16 protein-coding genes and 2 pseudogenes are annotated in these 19,862 nt (G+C 29.4%); 14 read left to right on the plus strand and 4 right to left on the minus strand.

The window, feature by feature from the left end; genetic code table 11:
* On the minus strand, positions 1 to 605 hold a 605-nt coding region (locus ABY298_RS08275), incomplete at its 3' end, for a sulfite exporter TauE/SafE family protein (RefSeq protein WP_372745554.1).
* A gap of 270 nt (positions 606 to 875) precedes the next feature.
* Here ABY298_RS08275 and ABY298_RS08280 point away from each other — a divergent pair.
* The 4 genes and pseudogenes from ABY298_RS08280 to ABY298_RS08295 form a co-directional block, all read left to right on the plus strand.
* A pseudogene (locus tag ABY298_RS08280) lies at positions 876 to 1,139 on the plus strand (helix-turn-helix domain-containing protein); the annotation flags it as partial.
* Between the two features lie 302 nt (positions 1,140 to 1,441).
* On the plus strand, positions 1,442 to 1,702 hold the full coding sequence (locus tag ABY298_RS08285) for a hypothetical protein (protein WP_372745555.1): 261 nt from the start codon (positions 1,442 to 1,444) through the stop codon (positions 1,700 to 1,702).
* Positions 1,703 to 1,762: 60 nt separating this feature from the next.
* Positions 1,763 to 2,581 (plus strand): GLPGLI family protein, encoded by an 819-nt coding sequence (locus ABY298_RS08290; RefSeq protein ID WP_372745556.1) that lies wholly within the window; start codon positions 1,763 to 1,765, stop codon positions 2,579 to 2,581.
* The gene (locus ABY298_RS08295) at positions 2,565 to 5,153 is read left to right on the plus strand and encodes a TonB-dependent receptor (RefSeq protein WP_372745557.1); all 2,589 of its coding nucleotides are present in this window, start codon (positions 2,565 to 2,567) and stop codon (positions 5,151 to 5,153) included. Before ABY298_RS08290 ends, ABY298_RS08295 begins: the two co-directional genes overlap by 17 nt.
* A 121-nt stretch (positions 5,154 to 5,274) precedes the next feature.
* Here the strand turns inward: ABY298_RS08295 and ABY298_RS08300 are convergent, their stop codons facing one another.
* Complete coding sequence (locus ABY298_RS08300; protein ID WP_372745558.1) at positions 5,275 to 6,213, minus strand: TIGR01212 family radical SAM protein; 939 nt, start codon at positions 6,211 to 6,213, stop codon at positions 5,275 to 5,277.
* Positions 6,214 to 6,278: 65 nt separating this feature from the next.
* Here ABY298_RS08300 and ABY298_RS08305 point away from each other — a divergent pair, with 65 nt between their 5' ends.
* Positions 6,279 to 6,734 carry a 3-oxoacyl-ACP synthase gene (locus ABY298_RS08305; protein WP_372745559.1) on the plus strand — a complete coding sequence of 152 codons (456 nt, stop codon included), beginning with the start codon at positions 6,279 to 6,281 and terminating at the stop codon, positions 6,732 to 6,734.
* A 153-nt stretch (positions 6,735 to 6,887) separates the two neighbouring features.
* On the opposite strand, the gene ABY298_RS08310 is transcribed toward ABY298_RS08305, so the two are convergent.
* On the minus strand, positions 6,888 to 9,032 hold the full coding sequence (locus ABY298_RS08310) for a prolyl oligopeptidase family protein (protein ID WP_372745560.1): 2,145 nt from the start codon (positions 9,030 to 9,032) through the stop codon (positions 6,888 to 6,890).
* A 243-nt stretch (positions 9,033 to 9,275) separates the two neighbouring features.
* Between ABY298_RS08310 and trxA the strand changes: the two genes are divergently transcribed.
* A complete protein-coding gene (gene trxA / locus ABY298_RS08315; protein WP_372745561.1) occupies positions 9,276 to 9,635 on the plus strand; it encodes a thioredoxin in 360 nt (119 codons plus the stop codon).
* Positions 9,636 to 9,706: 71 nt separating this feature from the next.
* On the opposite strand, the gene ABY298_RS08320 is transcribed toward trxA, so the two are convergent.
* Entirely contained in the window at positions 9,707 to 10,696 is a 990-nt protein-coding gene (locus ABY298_RS08320) for an aspartate-semialdehyde dehydrogenase (protein ID WP_372745562.1), read from the minus strand.
* 169 nt (positions 10,697 to 10,865) lie between these two features.
* Here ABY298_RS08320 and ABY298_RS08325 point away from each other — a divergent pair, with 169 nt between their 5' ends.
* The 8 genes and pseudogenes from ABY298_RS08325 to ABY298_RS08360 all read left to right on the plus strand — a co-directional run.
* Positions 10,866 to 12,119: a peptidase U32 family protein gene (locus ABY298_RS08325; RefSeq protein WP_372745563.1), complete on the plus strand. Its 1,254-nt coding sequence runs from the start codon at positions 10,866 to 10,868 to the stop codon at positions 12,117 to 12,119.
* Complete coding sequence (locus ABY298_RS08330; protein WP_090223513.1) at positions 12,120 to 12,350, plus strand: ferredoxin; 231 nt, start codon at positions 12,120 to 12,122, stop codon at positions 12,348 to 12,350. It begins immediately after the preceding gene.
* Positions 12,351 to 12,463: 113 nt separating this feature from the next.
* Positions 12,464 to 14,002: a stage 0 sporulation family protein gene (locus tag ABY298_RS08335; protein ID WP_372745564.1), complete on the plus strand. Its 1,539-nt coding sequence runs from the start codon at positions 12,464 to 12,466 to the stop codon at positions 14,000 to 14,002.
* A gap of 28 nt (positions 14,003 to 14,030) precedes the next feature.
* The gene (locus ABY298_RS08340; RefSeq protein WP_372745568.1) at positions 14,031 to 14,477 is read left to right on the plus strand and encodes a gliding motility lipoprotein GldH; all 447 of its coding nucleotides are present in this window, start codon (positions 14,031 to 14,033) and stop codon (positions 14,475 to 14,477) included.
* A complete protein-coding gene (locus ABY298_RS08345; protein WP_372745565.1) occupies positions 14,477 to 16,765 on the plus strand; it encodes a penicillin-binding protein 1A in 2,289 nt (762 codons plus the stop codon). Before ABY298_RS08340 ends, ABY298_RS08345 begins: the two co-directional genes overlap by 1 nt.
* A gap of 68 nt (positions 16,766 to 16,833) precedes the next feature.
* Positions 16,834 to 18,591: an AMP-binding protein gene (locus ABY298_RS08350; protein WP_372745566.1), complete on the plus strand. Its 1,758-nt coding sequence runs from the start codon at positions 16,834 to 16,836 to the stop codon at positions 18,589 to 18,591.
* Entirely contained in the window at positions 18,588 to 19,349 is a 762-nt protein-coding gene (locus tag ABY298_RS08355; protein ID WP_372745567.1) for an exodeoxyribonuclease III, read from the plus strand. Before ABY298_RS08350 ends, ABY298_RS08355 begins: the two co-directional genes overlap by 4 nt.
* 21 nt (positions 19,350 to 19,370) lie before the next feature.
* Positions 19,371 to 19,862 (plus strand): annotated as a pseudogene (locus ABY298_RS08360) (cell envelope biogenesis protein OmpA); the annotation flags it as partial.

Consider the following 19,862-nt stretch of genomic DNA (forward strand, 5'->3'; position numbering starts at 1 on the left):
ATACTAGCAATTAATAGCAGCGGAATTAAATATAAATCGTGTGTGTGTATGTAACCATTTAAAAAATACACAACACTTCTGCTAGCGTCAATTCCCAAATCAATAATAGCTGAAGTTGCAATAAATGTTTGAATAGATAAATTAAAGGAAGCCAAAGTAATGCCTCTTATTGCGCCTCCTGTACCAACAATCCCTGCAATAAACCCCGAGAAAACACCGCCAAAAATTGAATTTTTTATAGTTGGTTTTATGGTGGTGTTTTTAAAAATTATAAAAAATAAACTTGTAGCAATTAGAAAAATAGCCAATACTATTTCTAATATGGCTGTTTGTAAAAACTTGCTAATATAAGCACCAATTATTACAAAAATAACAGCAGGAATTCCAACCCAAATAACCAAATTTTTATCGAAACCCTTTCTAAAAAACGCTATTTTGGTGATATTGCTTGATACGTGAAATATGGCGGTGATTCCTAAAACCGAATGAAAATCTAGAAAAAAACTAGCAATGGGCACAAAAAAGAGTGAAGAACCAAATCCGCCAACGGTTCCTAAAATTTCAGCTAGTAACGCCAATACTATAAAAAGTAGTAGATAATCCAAAATTTTGGTTTTGAAATTATCTATTAAAGTTACAATATATTATTGAATATCAGAAGTGTAAAACTTTCCTTGCCAAGTGTCTTTACCAGTATGAAAGTCTAAATTTATGAATATCGATATATACTTAGAAATATTATTGTACTTGTAATTATAATATGACATTAAATGAGTTTATTTGTTAGAACCATAAATTAAAATATAGTTGTAAAAAATGACGAACACTTAATAAACATATGAAAAATGAAAAAAAAATGAAATGAAAATTTAAGACACTTAAGAAGAGAATTTGATTACTCTCAAGAATATGTAGCTAATCTTTTATCAATTAGCCAAAAAACTTACTCAAATATTGAACAAGGCAAAATTAAAGTCGAACCTGATTTAATATTAAAACTTTCAGAAATACTTAAAGTTTCGTCAGGAAGTATAGTTCAAACTTCTTGCGATTGTGATGCTGTTTTTAAAGACAAACACTCACAATTGGTAAAATACCTTATTGAACAGAATATAACTATACCAAAAAAACTTCTCTAACAATTATACTTATTTCTGTATAATTTAGATTTTTTTTGGTATAGCATTTTAATAGATATTTACGTAAAATTGTCCATAATTATAAAAATTGCAAGAAACCTTATGACTAAATTTCGTGTAAATTTCAACGTTCAGCCTACGGAATGGCTTATTAAAGAAACGAAATAACACCTAAAAGAAGAAAATAAATGACTTGTAGTGGGCAGAAACTCCATATTGGAAAAACAACAGCAGAAAATCTTTGACTTCCTTAATGAGCCAGAAGCTCTTGAAAAGATTCAAGCACCATACTATAACGTACTATGAAAAATTTACTTTTCGGTTTAATTATGCTTGCGAGCACTGCAAGTTTTGCTTCAACAAATGAAAATTTTGAAGCAAAAACAACAACAAGCGAAATGACTTCTATCTTTTCTGAAACTACTTCTGAAGTTAAAACTTCAACTGTAAGTGACAATGACAAATGGTACATGGTCACCAAAATTACAACACATAATTACTTTATACTTGGATATTGGGTAGGTTCAAGTGTTGAAACAGAAACTACAATAGAGTGGCGTTAACAAACAATAAATTATGGTTCGTTGCACTAGCAACGAACCTGATTTTTAATTTTTTAAAACATGAAAAATATCATTATAATATTTAGTTTACTAGTTTTTCAAAGCTGTAAACCACAAGCCAAAGATGAATTAAAAAAAACAGTAACGGAAAGTGTTAAAATAAATTCAGATACAGTTAAATTAACAAATGTTGATTTAAAAATTAGTGAACAAATTATTAATAATATGGTAATTAAATACAAAGAAAACTTAATTATTCCAAAAGAAGAATTGGAAAAACTTCCAATCCAAGTAAGAGAAAAATTTATTACCTTTTTAGATTCACCAATATATTATGTATTAAAAAATAATGAAAAAGAATCTACTTATAGTATGATTACTAACAATAAAATTGAATCCTCAACTGAGGATACTGTGGCAAAAACAAAAAATAAAACAACAGTTCAATTGCCTGAACAAAATGTTTATAAAAATTTTGATGAATTAATTTATGTCAAACAAGAAAATTTACTCGATAAAAAATATTTAATTACAGAGAAATTATCTACAATTAACTGGAGATTATACAATGAAATTAAAAAAATTGATAAATTTAATTGTAAAAAGGCTACAGCAATAATAAACAATAAACAAGTAACCGCTTGGTACTGCGAAGAGATTGCTAGCAACGATGGTCCGTCTATTTATTATGGTTTACCAGGTTTGATATTACAGCTTGAAGCTGAAGATAGATTGTATTCGGCTATTGAAATAAAATTTGAAAAAGAGTTAATTATAAAGAAAGATAATGATGGTACAGTAATAAGCGGAAAAAATTATGATTTATTATTAAAAAAAGCAATGGAAAATCCAATTATTACGAATGAAACTAACGAATAGTGTTTATTTAATTTTATTAATGAACAATATTGTTTTCTCTCAATTTGTGATTTCGGGAAAAATTAACAATGAAAATAAACAATTGATTTCAAGAGCAATTGTTCAAGTGTTAGCTATAGATTCAACTGTTACAAATTTTACTTTTTCAAATAATGAAGGTTTTTATAAATTACCGAGTGTAAAAAAAGGCGAGTTTTTATTAAAAGTATCTGCTTTAAATTATATACCTCAATATAGGAGTATAAAATTAGAAAGCGACTTTGTTGAAGATTTTGTACTTTTTAAAAAGGATATTGAATTAAAAGAAATTATAATAATTGCTCAACAAAAAGCAGCCAAAATAAGTAAAGATAGTATTTCGTACAATATTAATGTTATAAGAGATAGTACAGAAACTAATCTAGGCGATTTAATAAGAAAATTGCCTGGGTTAGAAATATCTGCCGAAGGCAAAGTGAAATTTCAAGGAATTACAATTGACAAAATTCTCATTGATGGAAATGATTTTTTTGGCAATAAACACCAAATGGCAACAGAAAACATAGGTGCAAATATGGTTGAGGGAATTGATCTACTTTTAAAACATAATGACAACATAAATTTAAAAGAATTTGGAGAAAATTCTAAAATAGCATTAAATATTAAATTAAATTCTAAAAGTAAAAATTTAATTTTAGGTAATATAGAAGCTAGTGGAGGCGTTGCAAGTAAATACTCTACACATTCAAATACTTTTAAATTCTTAAAAAACGGAAATTTATCTTTCATTTCAGACTTTAATAATATTGGAGATATGCCTTTGACAGTTCCTGATTATTTTGATATAATTGGTGGTGCTGAAAGTATATCTACTCAAAGTATTGGCCTAACAGATGTTAGTGAAATGATACCCGATTATATATATAATGAAGATAAACGCAAAGAACGTCAAAATTTATTTTCAGCATTTAACCTCGCAATTAAAACAACTACATTTAAAATAAATTCAAACATATTTTTTAATAATTTTAAACAATTAGAGCAACGTTTAAACAATCGTTTGTTTTTAGATAAAACAATTCCACAAATTAATGAAAGTTACATAAACAAGAGTAACTTTTTACTTTTCAATGCAAATTTTAGAATGCAATTTGCAATAAACAATAAATCTAATATAAAACTTCTTTTTAATATAGTTCCATCAAATGGTAATTCATCGGAAAACATTATAAATAGCTATAATTATGACACCAAATCTAATAAAGAAAATTTGGTTATAAATAATCAAATCAATTATCAATATAAAATAAATGAAAAATTTCTTCTTTCGTCAGAATTAACTTATAAAATAGATAAAATTTCAAATAATTTTAATATTTATTCTGACGATAGTAATTTGTACAACTTAAATTCTAACACTTTTTCTCAAGACTATTTTTATAAAAATAATCGTTTAAACAGCATTAACTCCTTGCTTTTTAAAAGTAATAAAAATAAATATAAGTATTCATTTTCTTTTGATTACAATATTGAAAATTTAGATACTAACATTTTAGATACTAATTTTGAAAATAAATTAGAAAGAGACATTAAAAACCTTATCTATAAAATAGATATTACTCAATATATTAATGACAAAGTATTTTTTAAATATCAATTTACATCAAATTCATATTTTATAAACTCAAAATTGAAAAAATTTATTGATAATAATATTTCTCTAAATTATAATTTAAATGCTGCAAGTAATTTTTCATTAGGTTATCAAAATAATAATAAAATTTTAGAATTAGTTAGTCAATTAGACAACAATTATATTTTAAATTATCAATCTATCAACGTGCCAAATAATATTACGGATAATCCGTTTATCAATAAAAAAACATTTTCATTTGCGTTTAACAATTATAAAAGTAAAACAGAACAGTTCTTTACTTTAAATTTATCATATTCATTTGCGGACCAAAACGATACAAATAATACATTATATGTAAATAATTATTCTCTGTTTTCTAATCTATTTGGAGTAGGTTACAAGAACTATATGGGTATTTTAAACTTTGATACAAAAATTACTAGTTTACCTTTACTTATTAAAAGTAGTTTATCTTTTGATTACTCAAATAATGTAAATTTTATAAATTCATTAAAAAATAATTCTGAATTATTAAAGAATGCTTTAAGTGCAAATTTAACATCAAGTTTTAAAAAAATCACAACACAATTACAACTTTCGTATTTAGCTGAATATGTCAATATAAACCAATCTCTTTTTTCAACAAAATATAATTTATTAACGCAAAATATTGGGTTTAAGATAATTTCTAAAATTAACTCATTTAAAATTGAACCATCGTTTAATTATCTTATGCAAAATGGTAGTTTAAATAGCAATTATCAGACTCTTTTAGGGTTAAATATTAATTATACCGACAAACAAAATAAATTATCATACTTTATTATAAGTAGCAATTTATTGAATATAAATAGGTTTGAACAAATAACGCAAACATCAAATAATTTTGTAATAGAAAACTCAATATATTCTATGATTCCTGGTTATACTATGTTTGGAATTAAGTATAATTATTAAAGGCTACTTACAACAAGTGGTGCTCTCAAAAGAACTTACTATCATAAATCTTAGAGTCATTGTTTTCTACCAACAATTTTTCAACTAAAAACCAATAACTATTCTGTTTACGTGTAATTAATCATACTGATGGTTGATAAAATTTTCCTTGCCAGGTATTTTTTTCAATTAGTTTTTTATCAATTTTAGCAACTACTTCAAAGTTTTTTAAATTATTCCATTTTGGAGCTACAAGCAATTCATGTGGTGCTTCACTAATAAATCGTTCAATAATAATATTTGGTTCAATTAAGCCAATAAAATCGGTAATAAAATCTATATAATCTTCAGAAGAAAATAAGTTAAAATTTTCAGGATTCCTTTTGTATTGAATTGCCATTACCGAGTTTTTTACAATTTGTAAATGGTGCATTTTTAATGTATCAATAGGTAACTTAGAAACCTCAATAGCGTGTTGAAATAATTCTTCTTTTGATTCTCCTGGCAATCCTAAAATTATATGTGCACCTAAATGAAATCCTTTGTTTTTACATTTTTCAAAAGTTGCTTTGGTTTCTTCAAAAGTATGACATCTATTTACTGCTAAAAGCGTTTTCTCATTAGTGCTTTCCACGCCAAATTCTAACGAAATAAAGTATTTTTTTGATAAAAGCGAAAAGTAATCAATCAATTCATCCGTAATACAATCGGGTCTAGTGCCAATAACCAAACCAATTACTCCGGGAACATTTAACGCTTCTTCATACATTTTTTTTAACGAATTAATATCGGAATATGTATTTGTATATGCCTGAAAATAAGCTAAGTAATGAATTGCTTTGTATTTTTTTCCGAAAAAAGCAATGCCTTGCTCTAACTGTTCTTTTATACTTTTTGTAGGTTCGCAATAATCCGGATTAAAAGTGTTGTTATTGCAATAGGTGCATCCGCCATAACCTTTTGAGCCATCGCGGTTAGGACAAGAAAAACCGATATCTAATGATATTTTTTGAACGCGCTCGCCAAAGGTCGATTTTATAAATGAACTGTAATCTAAATAACGTTTTCCTTGAAACTGCATAGTTATTAATTAGTTTGCAAAATTATTAAAACAATTGCAGATTATCTTATTTTTACAAATGAATGATGAAAGATTATACACAACTAAAAGAAAAGCTCTATAATGCTTGTTTACTTTTTGTTCAACAAAAAGAAGAAACGGTACTGCAAACAATAGCCACCAACAAAAACGATTTATTTTCTGAAACCAAAAGTTCAGCAGGAGATAAACACGAAACCGGACGCGCTATGTTGCAATTAGAAATGGAAAAAGCCAGCCAGCAATTAGCAATTGTAAACCAAATGAAAGAAACCTTGCAACGGTTAACTATTGAAGATTCTTTTAAAAACGTTAAACTTGGCAGTTTGGTAAAAACCACTAAAGGAACTTATTTTTTAGCGGTAAGTGTTGGACAAGTAATTATTGATAAAGAAACTTATTTTATTGTTTCAACAGAATCTCCCATTGGAAAGCAATTATTAGGAAAAAAAATTGGTGAAGTTATTCCTTTTAATGAAGCTCAAATTTTAGAAATAAGATAGAAAAGGCTGTCTACAAATATATTTAGAATCGTCATTCTGAACTTGTTTCAGAATCTCATCATACTTATTATCAATCAATATGAGAACCTGAAACAAGTTCAGGTTGACGTAATTTTAACTTTGTAGACAGCCTCTTATTTTTTTAAACTATAATTAACCTTTTACTTTTGTTTTATTAGGTAAATCTTTATAACCCATATTGTACAAAGTAAATCCGAAAATATCTGCATATTGCTCAATAGTTTTTGAAACTGGCGTTCCGGCTCCGTGCCCAGCATTGGTTTCAATTCTAATTAAAGTAGGATTACTACCTGTATGTTTTGCTTGTAATTCTGCAGCAAATTTAAATGAATGCGCAGGTACAACTCTATCATCGTGATCACCTGTAGTTACTAATGTTGCTGGATAATTAACACCTTCTTTAATGTTGTGAACAGGAGAATAACCTTTTAAATAATCAAACATTTCTTTAGAATCATCTGCGGTTCCGTAATCATATGCCCAACCAGCACCAGCAGTAAAAGTATGATAACGTAACATATCCATAACACCAACAGCAGGCAATGCAACTTTCATTAAATCGGGTCTTTGTAGCATTGTTGCGCCAACTAATAATCCACCGTTAGAGCCACCTCTAATTGCTAAATAATCGGCAGAAGTGTATTTATTTGCAATTAAATATTCCGCTGCAGCTATAAAATCATCAAATACATTTTGTTTTTGAAATTTTGTTCCGGCATTATGCCACGCTTTTCCATATTCTCCACCACCACGTAAATTTGGAACTGCGTAAATTCCGCCTTGTTCCATCCAAACAGCATTTGTAATACTAAAACTTGGAGTTAAGCTAATATTAAATCCGCCATAACCATATAAAATTGTTGGGTTTTTACCATTTAAAACTGTTCCTTTTTTATACGATATAATCATAGGTATTTTTGTGCCATCTTTTGAAGTATAAAAAACTTGATGCGATTCGTAATTATCTGAATTAAAATCTATAGCTGGTTTTTTATATAAATTGGAAGTTCCTTCTGTAGTATTAAAAGAATAAATAGAACCTGGATTTATATAGTTTGAAAATGAATAATAAATTAATCCTTCATCTTTTTTTCCGCTAAATCCACCAGCAGTTCCAACGCCTGGTAATTCAATTTCACGAATTAATTTTCCAGTATAATCGTATTGTTTTACTTGTGAAACGGCGTCTACCATATAATTTGTAAAAATATAACCATTTGCTTTTGAAGGCGACAGTACATTTTTAGTTTCAGCAATTACATCAACCCAATTTTCTGGAGTAGGTTTTGATGCTTCAACTTTTACAATTCGCTTATTTGGTGCGTTTAAATTGGTGACTAATAACAATGTTTCATTAATATTATCTAATACAAAAGTATCGTTATCAAAATTGTTTACAACAGTAATTATTTTACTATTTTCTTTTGATAAATCTTTAATATACAATTCGTTACCAGAAGTAGATTGTGAAGCTGAAATCACCAAAAATTTTCCATCTTCAGTAACAGAACCATTTATATATCTTCTTTTTACCTTATCACCAAAAATAATTGGATCGTTTTTTTGAGCGGTTCCTAACTTATGATAAAACAAACGGTGTTGATCTGTTTTTGCAGAAAGTTCACTTCCTTTTGGTTTTTCGTAACTAGAGTAAAAAATACCTTCGTTACCTTTCCAAGCCATTCCGCTAAATTTTACATCAACAATAGTATCTTCTAATATTTCTTTTGATACAACATCCATAAGAATAATTTTACGCCAGTCGCTTCCACCTTCAGAAATTGCATAAGCCAATTTGTTTCCATCTTTAGAAAAAGACAAGCCACCTAATGATGTAGTTCCATCTTTAGAAAATGTATTTGGGTCTAAAAATACTTCAGGTTTATCTTTACCTTTAAATCTGTATAGTACATATTGGTTTTGTAAACCATCATTTTTATAAAAATAGGTGTAATCACCTTCTTTAAATGGCGATCCTATTTTTTCATAATTCCAAAGTTTTTCTAATCTTGTTTTTAGTTCTTCTCTGTAAGGAATTTTAGATAAATAATTAAAAGTAATCTCATTTTGAGCGGTAACCCAATTTTTAGTTTCTTCAGACATGTCATCTTCTAACCAACGATATGGGTCTTTAACTTCAGTACCAAAATAGTTGGTAACTGTGTCTACTTTTTTTGTGGTAGGATAGTTCAATTTTTCTAGGGTTTTTTCTGATTGTGTGTTTTTACATGAAACAACAAATATTCCAATTGTTGCAATTAGTATTAATTTTTTCATTTTAAAATTTATTTTAAAAACAAATTTAACTAAAAAAGAAATAGCAATTAAACCAACCCTTTTTCAAAAACATTTCAATTTAAAACCAGACTTTTGCTTTAAATTATTATTAGATTTGACTTTAAAGTACTTGAAAATATAGCCATGTAACTTTAGTTACTATAAAATTGTAAGTTTATGTGTCACTTTGTCGTCAAATAACAAAGCTGTTAAGGCTTATTTATTAATATAAAAAATACTAGAATGACTGAAATGTTAACTAAAGAAACTTTTTTAGAAAAAGTTTTTAATTTCGAAAAAAATAAAGAATGGAAATTTGAAGGTGATTTACCTTGTATTATAGATTTTTATGCAGATTGGTGTGGACCGTGTAAAATGATTGCTCCAATTTTAGAAGAATTAAGCGATGAATATGAAGGAAAAGTGAATATTTATAAAATAGATACAGAAGTTGAACAAGAATTAGCCGCGGCTTTTGGAATTAGAAGTATTCCTTCTATGTTATTTTGTCCAAAAGAGGCTGAACCGCAAATGTCTCAAGGAGCTTTACCAAAGCACCAATTAGAAGAAATTATAAAAGATGTTTTAGCGGTAACAAAATAAACCCCAGTAAACCCCAAAATAAAAGCCGCAAATTTGCGGCTTTTATTTTTTTTATATTTAAATGAGTTAATTTACACTAAACCATTTGCAATTAAATATTCTCCAATTTGAATAGTGTTTGTTGCTGCTCCTTTACGTAAGTTGTCTGCTACAATCCACATATTTAATGAATTTGGTAAAGACTCATCTCTTCTAATTCTACCAACAAAAACTTCATCTTTATTATTAGCATACATTGGCATTGGATACGTATTTGTATCTAAATTATCTTGTACAATAACACCTGGCGTTGCAGCTAATAATTTACGAACATCAGCCAAATCAAAATCATTTTCAAACTGTACGTTAACAGCTTCAGAATGTCCTCCAGAAGTTGGAATACGCACCGCAGTTGCAGTTACAGAAAAAGAATCATCATTTAAAATTTTCTTAGGTTCTTTTACCAATTTCATTTCTTCTTTGGTATAACCATTATCTAAAAAAACATCACATTGCGGAATTGCATTTCTGTTAATTGGATAATGATATGCCATTTCTCCTTTAATTCCTTTTTCTTCGTTTTCTAATTGTTGAACAGCTTTTACACCAGTTCCTGAAACAGATTGGTACGTAGAAATTACCACACGTTTCATTTTATATTTTTTGTGTAACGGCGCTAAAGCCATTACTAATTGTATTGTTGAACAGTTTGGATTTGCTATAATTTTATCTTCTTTAGTTAAAACATTTCCATTAATTTCTGGAACCACTAATTTTTTTGAAGGATCCATACGCCAAGCAGAAGAATTATCTACAACCGTACAACCAACTTCAGCAAATTTTGGTGCCCATAATTCTGAAGTAGTTCCACCAGCAGAAAATAAGGCAATATCTGGTTTTGCATTAACTGCATCTTGCAAACCAATAATTGTATATTCTTTTCCTTTATATGATAATTTTTTACCAACAGAACGCTCTGAAGCAACTAATAATAATTCTGTAATTGGAAAATTTCTTTCCGCTAATACTTGTAACATTACATTACCTACCATTCCGGTAGCGCCTACAACAGCTACTTTCATTTTTATGAATTTTTAATTTAACTATGCAAATTTTGTAAAAAAACATGATAAAGTACTGTAAATAATTGAAAATTAACAAATAATTATTTTTTTGTTAAAAAAGTATTATAATACGGAAAACTATTAATTATAAGAATTTATGTAATTTTGCCGAAAATCAAAAAATAGAATGACTACTACTGGAAAAATAGAATTAATGGCACCTGCAGGAAACTTTGAATCAATGCAAGCAGCTTTAGATAATGGAGCAGATTCCATTTACTTTGGTGTTGAGCAGTTAAATATGCGTGCAAGAGCTTCCATTAACTTTACCTTAGATGATTTACAAGAAATCTCAAAAAGATGTAAAGCTAAAAATGTTAGAACATACCTTACCTTAAATACAATTGTTTACGATCACGATTTAAGTATTGTAAAAACATTACTTCAAAAAGCAAAAGAAGCAGATATTACTGCAGTAATTGCAATGGATCAAGCTGTTATTGCATCAGCTAGAGCTATTGGTATGGAAGTTCATATATCTACTCAAATTAATATAACAAACATTGAAACGGCACGTTTTTATGCCATGTTTGCCGATACAATGGTATTAAGTAGAGAGCTTAGTTTGCGTCAGGTTAAAAAAATAACTGAACAAATTGCAAAAGAAAACATTTGCGGACCTTCAGGAAATTTATTAGAAATTGAAATTTTTGGACACGGAGCATTGTGCATGGCTGTTTCAGGAAAATGTTATATGAGTTTACATTCATCCAACTCTTCAGCAAATAGAGGTGCTTGCAAGCAAAATTGTAGAAAAAAATACACTGTTATTGATCAGGAAACTGGTTTTGAAATGGAATTAGATAACGAGTATATTATGTCGCCAAAAGATTTATGTACTATTGATTTTTTAGATCAAATTGTTGACGCAGGTGTAAAAGTGTTAAAAATTGAAGGAAGAGGAAGAGCTCCGGAATATGTAGCAAATGTTATTAAATGTTACCGAGACGCTATTGATAGTATTGAAGCAGGAACCTACAGCAAAGAAAAAGTTATTTCTTGGATGTTAGAATTGGAAAAAGTATACAATCGTGGTTTTTGGAGCGGCTATTATTTAGGTCAAAAATTAGGGGAATGGAGCAACGGATCCGGAAGTCATGCTACACAAAAGAAAGTGTATGTTGGTAAAGGAATGCACTTTTTTCCAAAAGCAAATATTGGCGAATTTAAAATTGAAGCCTACGATATAAATGTTGGAGATACTATTTTAATTACAGGGCCAACTACAGGTGCCAAAGAAATGCAAATAGATCAAATGTTTGTAAATGATGTTGAGGGAAGTAGTGCTCAAAAAGGAGATTCATGTACAATTCCTTTAAATTTTAGAATAAGACCTTCCGATAAATTATATAAAATAGTAGAAAACAAAGTTGAAGCTTAAATGGTAATTATAACCTTACAAAGAGCCAAATGTATTGGCTGTAATTACTGTGTAGAATTGGCTCCAGCTCAGTTTCAAATGTCTAAAAAAGATGGTAAATCGGTATTACTTCATTCTAAAGAAAAAAAAGGGTTTTTCACCATTAAATCACCCGACGAAACTATTTTTAATGACAGCATAAAAGCCAAGGAAGCTTGTCCGGTAAAAATTATAGATGTAAAACAAACATAAAAACCCCTTTTTTACGTTTTACAGTTCGTAATTTTAATTATATCTTTACAAATTAGTGAAGATAGTATAATTGTATTTTTCAATTTACTTAACCGTTTAAAATTTAAACATATATGAGCTGTAATAGTTGCTCTTCAGATATAAATAGTGTACCCAAAGGGTGTAAAAGTAATGGAAGTTGTGGCACAGGAGACTGTGAAAAACTTTCTGTGTTCGATTGGTTAGCTAATATGGCATTGCCTGCAGGTCAGGAACCAATGAATATTGTTGAGGTTCGTTTTAAAAACGGACGTAAACATTTTTATAAAAATGTAGATAATTTACAAATTTCAATAGGTGATGTTGTTGCTGTTGAGGGAAATCCAGGACACGATATAGGAACTGTTTCTTTAGTAGGTGAACTTATTAAAGTTCAAATGAAACGAAAAGGAATAGCTGTTGATAGTGAAGAGGTTAAAAAAATATACCGAAAAGCTACTCAAAAAGATATTGATATTTGGAACGCTGCTCGTGATAAAGAATACGACACGCAATATAAAGGACGTGAAATTTTAGGCAAATTAGGACTTAAAATGAAATTGTCAGATGTTGAATATCAAGGAGATGGAAACAAAGCTACGTTTTATTATACAGCCGATGATAGAGTAGACTTCAGACAATTAATTAGAGATTTCGCCAGCACTTTTAATATTCGTATTGAAATGAAACAAGTTGGACTGCGTCAAGAAGCGGCACGTTTAGGTGGTGTTGGATCTTGTGGTAGAGAATTATGTTGTTCTACTTGGTTAACAGATTTACGTAAGGTAAATACTACAGCTGCTCGTTACCAACAATTATCGCTAAATCCACAAAAATTAGCGGGTCAATGTGGTAAATTAAAGTGCTGTTTAAATTATGAGTTAGATACGTATGTAGATGCTTTAAAACAATTTCCAAAACAAGATACAGTTTTAAAAACCAAAGAAGGCGATGCTGTTTTTGTAAAAATGGATATTTTTAAAGGATTGCTTTGGTATACATATAGAGAAAACAGAGCCAAATGGTACAAACTTACGCTAGAACAGGTTCAGGAAATTATTTCAGCAAATAAAAATAAAGAGGTTGTTGCTTCTTTAGAAGACTATGAATCTGAAATAATTGAAGTTGAGAAAAAAGAATTTGAAGATCTTGTGGGGCAAGATAGTTTAACAAGATTTGATGTGCCAAAATCTAGAAAAAAACGTAAGAGTAGAAGTAAAAAACCTCAAAACGTCGATTCAAATCAACAGCCTAAAGTACCTAAAAACCAAGGTCATAAAAATCAAAAGCAACAGCAAAATCAAGATCAGCAAAATCAAGGGCAAAAAGCACAGGTAAAACAAAAACCTAATTTCAATAAAAAACCTGCTAATCAAAAACCTGCAGATCAAAATGCTGTAAATCAGAATACTACAAACCAAAATGCAGATGGCTTAAATTCTCCTAGGCCAAAGAAAAAAAGACAGCCTATTCGTAAAAAGGGAATAAATCCTCAACCACAAAAAGCGCAACAAAATGTTGAAAATAAAGCAGCAGATGGTCAAAAACCAGTAAGCAATAAACCAAAAAATAAGAATAGAAATAAAAAGAGAAGACCACCAAAAAAAGATACTAATAATTCGGAAAATGCATAAACACCTACTCCTTTTTTTATGTGCTCTAATGGTTTTGTCTTGTAGTGAAAACAAGTTTTTTGATCAATACAAACCGGTAGAAAATTTAGAATGGTCTCGGGATACTATATATAATTTTATAGTGAGTAATACAGATACTATTTCTAAAAGAAATGTGTTTATAAATATTAGAAACAATAAAAATTACGAATTCAGCTCTTTGTTTTTAATAGCAAAAATTGAGTTTCCTAGCGGTTATAAATTGGTAGATACTTTAGAATACGAAATGACCAATGCTGAAGGAAAATTTTTAGGACAAGGTTTTTCTGATGTAAAAGAAAACAAACTCTTTTTAAGAGAAAAAGTGGTTTTATCGGAAAAAGGTGATTACAAATTTTTAATTCAACAAGCAACAAGAAGCATAAACGATATTGAAGGAAAAAATCCGTTAAAAGGAATTACCGATGTAGGTTTAAGCATAGAAAAAGTTAACTAATGGCAAAAAAAAATACAGCTACTCCAAATTTCTCAAAATATATTAAGTGGTTTTGGATGACCATTTTTTCGGGAACAATTGCAATAATAATATTGTTTTTATTAGCTTCTTGGGGCGTTTTTGGACCACTTCCAACATTTGAAGAACTGGAAAATCCTGAAAACAACTTAGCAACAGAAGTTATTTCAATTGATGGAATAACGTTAGGTAAATATGCTTTTGAAAACAGAACTCCTGTTAAGTTTAAAGATATTAGCCCAAACATAATTAACGCATTAATAGCAACAGAAGATGAGCGTTTTTACGACCATTCAGGTATTGATGTAAAAGCAACTGTTAGAGCTGCCGCAATGTTAGGGAAAGAAGGTGGAGGAAGTACCATTACCCAACAATTAGCAAAATTACTTTTTCACGGTGAAGGTTCTAAAAGTTTACCAGAACGTATTCTTCAAAAATTTAAAGAATATGTAATTGCAGTTAAATTAGAGCGTCAATATACAAAACAGGAAATTTTAACCATGTACTTAAACAAGTACGACTTTTTAAATTTAGCAGTTGGAATTCGTTCTGCATCACGTATTTATTTTGGAAAAGAACCTATTGATTTATCGGTAAAAGAATCGGCAATGCTAATTGGAATGTTAAAAAATGCTTCTTTTTACAATCCACTTAGATATGAAGAGCGTGTAAAAAACAGACGAAATACTGTTTTAGGCCAAATGTATAAAAACGATTTTATTACGAAAGTTGAAAGAGATTCTCTTCAAAAATCGCCATTAAATTTAAATGTAAATAGAGAAAGTCATAGTGATGGTTACGCCACCTATTTTAGAGAATATTTACGTGATTTTATGAAAACTTGGATAGAAGAACATCCAAAACCAGACGGAACTAAATATAACTTACACAGAGATGGTTTAAAAATTTATGTAACCATAGATTCACGTATGCAAAAATATGCCGAAGAAGCAATGGCTGAACATATGGCAAACTTACAACGTGTATTTAATAAAGAGCAAAAGAAAAACAAAAAAGCACCTTTTTACGATTTAGATGATGCTCAAATAGAGTCTACCATTCTTCAATCAATGAAACGTTCTAATCGTTGGATTCGAATGAAAAGTAATGGCGCATCAGAAGATGAAATTTTAAAATCTTTTAATGAAAAAACCGATATGCGTGTTTTTACTTGGAAAGGAGAATTGGATACTATAATGTCTCCAAGAGATTCTATTTTTTATTACAAGCAAATACTAAGATCGGGCTTATTTTCTGTAGAACCACAAACAGGTCACGTAAAAGCTTGGGTTGGAGGAATCAATTACAAACATTTTCAGTTTGATGCTGTAAAACAACAAAAACGTCAGGTAGGTTCTACATTTAAACCATTTGTATATGCAACTGCAATTAACCAGTTAAACTTATCTCCTTGTCAAAAGTTTGCAAATATTCCTTATACAATTCTAAAGGAAAAATATGCAATGCCAGAAGATTGGACACCAAAAAATGCCGATAATAAATATGGTGGCGAATTAACCTTAAAACAAGCTTTGGCAAATTCTGTAAACGTTATTACAGCAAGGTTAATAGATATGGTAAACCCTAGAAATGTGGTTAATTTGGCAAAAAGTGCTGGAATAGAAACTGAAATTCCCGAAGTTCCGGCAATAGCATTAGGTTCTGTTGATTTATCGTTGTTTGAAATGGTTGGCGCGTATTCAACTTTTGCAAATAAAGGTTTACGAATTGAACCAATGATGATTTTAAAAATTGAAGATAAAAACGGAACAGTTTTAGAGCAATTTATTCCAAACTCTAAAGAAGTTTTAAGCGAAGAATCTGCCTATGTTATAACTAATTTATTACAAGGTGTAACCGAAAGTGGTTCGGGTATTCGTTTAAGAACAGGCTCTGGATATTATCCAGATAATGTTGTAACTGGTCATCCATATAAATTTACAAATGCCATTGCAGGTAAAACAGGAACAACCCAAAATCAGTCCGATGGTTGGTTTATGGGAATTGTGCCTAACTTGGCAACTGGAGTTTGGGTTGGTGGTGAAGATAGAGCAACACATTTTAGAGGAATAACTTATGGACAAGGTGCAACTATGGCTTTACCAATTTGGGCGTTGTATTATAAAAAATTATATGCAGATTCAACCCTAAGTATTAGTAAAGATGAGTTTGAAAAACCTAAAGATTTATCAATAAATATTGATTGCTCCAAAGCAAGTGTAGAAAAGGATAATTTATTAAATTCTTCAGAAGAAGAACCAGAATTTTAATGTAAATGAATAATAGTCATATTTGGAAACCGTCAAAAAAAATAATTGAACATAGCAACATTTTTAAAATGATGCAAAAAAAAGGTCTTAATAAATATCAAGACTTTTGGCAATGGTCAGTTACTAATAAAGAAGATTTTTGGAGTGAAACCGTTGAAAATTTAAACATACAATTTACAAAAAAATATACTTCTATTGTAGACACCTCAAAAGGTGTTGAATATGCAGAATGGTTAAAAAATGCCAAATTAAATATTGTTGATTCCTGTTTTCAAAATGATGATGATGCAATAGCGGTCATTTTTCAAGATAAAAAAAAGCAACTTCAAAAAGTAAGTCAAAAGCAACTATTAGAATTGGTAAATAAAATTGCTAATAGTTTTACAAGTTTAGGCTTAACAAATGGAGATAGAATTGCTATTTATATGCCAATGACGCTAGAAGCAGTTGCAATTTATTTAGCAGGAATTAAAGCCGGAATAGAAATTGTGACCATTGCAGATAGTTTTTCTCCTAATGAAATTGCTATTCGATTAAATATTACCAAGCCAAAAATTATTTTTACCCAAGATGTAAATTATAGAGCAGGTAAAGAAATTGCCTTGTATAAAAAAGTAGTAGAAGCAAATGCGCCAAAAACTATTGTTTTTAAATCATCAAACCAAACTATTTCCCTTAGAAATGAAGATATTTTATGGGATGCTTTTTTAAGTTCTAACACTAACTTTAATTCGGTTCCTAAAAACCCAGATGATATGATAACAATTTTGTTTTCATCGGGTACAACAGGAGAGCCAAAAGCAATTCCTTGGACACATGTAACGCCTATTAAAAGTGCTAGTGATGGTTATTACCATCAAGATATTCATAAAAACGATGTGGTTTGCTGGCCGACAAATTTAGGCTGGATGATGGGACCATGGCTTGTTTTTGCAACCTTAATTAATAAAGCAACCATTGCCTTGTATTATGATATGCCAACAGGTGATGGTTTTGGAGAATTTGTACAAAACGCCAAAGTTACCATGTTAGGCGTAATTCCAAGTTTTGTAAAGTATTGGAAAGCATCAAAAAATATGGAAAAATATGATTGGAATGCTATAAAATGTTTTAGCTCAACTGGAGAGGTTTCAAATGCAGAAGATATGAGTTATTTAATGCAATTAGCTAATAATAAACCAGTTATAGAGTATTGTGGCGGTACGGAAATTGGCGGAGGTTATGTTACTAGTACTGTGGTACAACCAAATATAGCAAGTACATTTTCAACACAAGCTTTGGGAGGAGAATTTATTTTGTTGAATGATAAGCACAATAAATGTACAAAAGGAGAGTTATTTTTATTCCCACCAATTATGGGGCTATCAAATTCATTATTAACACGTAACAATTATAATGTGTATTATAGAGATGTGTTACCTTTTGAAGGAAGAGTACTTAGAAGACACGGAGATGAACTTGAGTTGTTAAGCAACGGCTATTATATTGCGCGAGGAAGAGTAGATGACGCCATGAATTTAGGAGGAATTAAAATAAGTTCTGTTCAAATTGAAGGCGTTTTAAATAGTTTAGATTTTATTAAAGAATCTGCTGCAATAGCAGTTTCACCAGAAAATGGTGGACCAAGTTTGTTGGTTATTTTTTATTCGGAAAACGAATCGCGTTTATTAGAAAATGAGCGATTACAACAAGCTATAAATTGTGTGAAAGAAAAAATAAATCCACTTTTTAGAGTACATGATTTAGTAAAACTTGAAGAGTTACCAAGAACGGCTTCAAATAAAATATTAAGACGAAGTTTAAGAGATATATACGAAAGTAAATGAAAATAATATCATACAATGTAAATGGAATAAGAGCTGCGTTAAACAAAGGTTTTATTGATTGGTTGCAAGCTGCAAATCCAGATGTAATTTGTATTCAGGAAACAAAAGCGCATAAAGAACAATTAGATTTAAGTTTGTTTGAAAGCGCAGGGTATCCATACCATTATTGGTTTTCTGCTCAAAAAAAAGGATATAGTAGCGTGGCTGTTTTATCTAAAATAAAACCAAATCATGTAGAATATGGAACCGGAATAGAATCTATGGATTTTGAAGGAAGAAATTTGCGGTTAGATTTTGATAATTTATCGGTAATGAGTTTGTATTTGCCTTCGGGAACAAATGATGATAGATTAGATTTTAAATTAAACTATATGGCTGAATTTCAAGAATATGTGAATAATTTAATAAAAAAAATACCTAATATTGTAATCTCTGGAGATTACAATATTTGTCATACAGAAATTGATATTCATAACCCTAAACAAAATGCCAATACATCAGGGTTTTTACCGGTAGAACGCGAGTGGTTAGGAAAGTTTATTGATAGCGGTTTTGTAGATTCGTTTAGGCATTTAAATAAAGAACCGCACCACTACAGTTGGTGGAGTTATAGAGCCAATGCCAGAAATAATAATAAAGGTTGGCGTATAGATTATCATATGGTTAGTGAACCGTTAAAAGATAAAATTAAAAGAGCGTATATTTTGCCTGAAGCAAAACACTCTGATCATTGCCCAATAGTAGTAGAAATAGATTAAATATATATAAAGTTGAATATTATGTTAAAAAAAATAGCATTCTTAGTAGTAATTTCTCTTTCACTATCATCATGTGTTAGTAAAAAAGTGTATCAAGAATTGGAGTCGAAATTTAATAATTTACGTTCTTCAAATTTAGAATTGTTAAAAGAAAAAGATGAATTAATAGCTTCAAAAAAAGCATTAGAAGCTAATTTAGAAACTTTAAAAAATGACTATTCAGCTTTAAAAAATAAAAAGGAAATATTGGAGAATGAATTTGCAGCTCTTCAAACAAAATATAAAAATTTAGAAACATCATACGATGCGCTTTCTACACAAAGTTCAAAAAAATTAGCTGAACAAGCTCAGAAAAATCAAGAATTATTGGCAGAACTAGAAGCAAAAGAATTAAAATTAGCTGCTGAAAATAGTCGATTAGAAAAACTTCAAAAAGAATTAAAACAACGCTCAGAACAAATAGACGAACTTCAAGGTTTAATAAATGCCAAAGAAGCGCAAATGCAACAGTTA

It is taken from the genome of Lutibacter sp. (genome assembly GCF_041596795.1).
Taxonomy (GTDB): domain Bacteria; phylum Bacteroidota; class Bacteroidia; order Flavobacteriales; family Flavobacteriaceae; genus Lutibacter.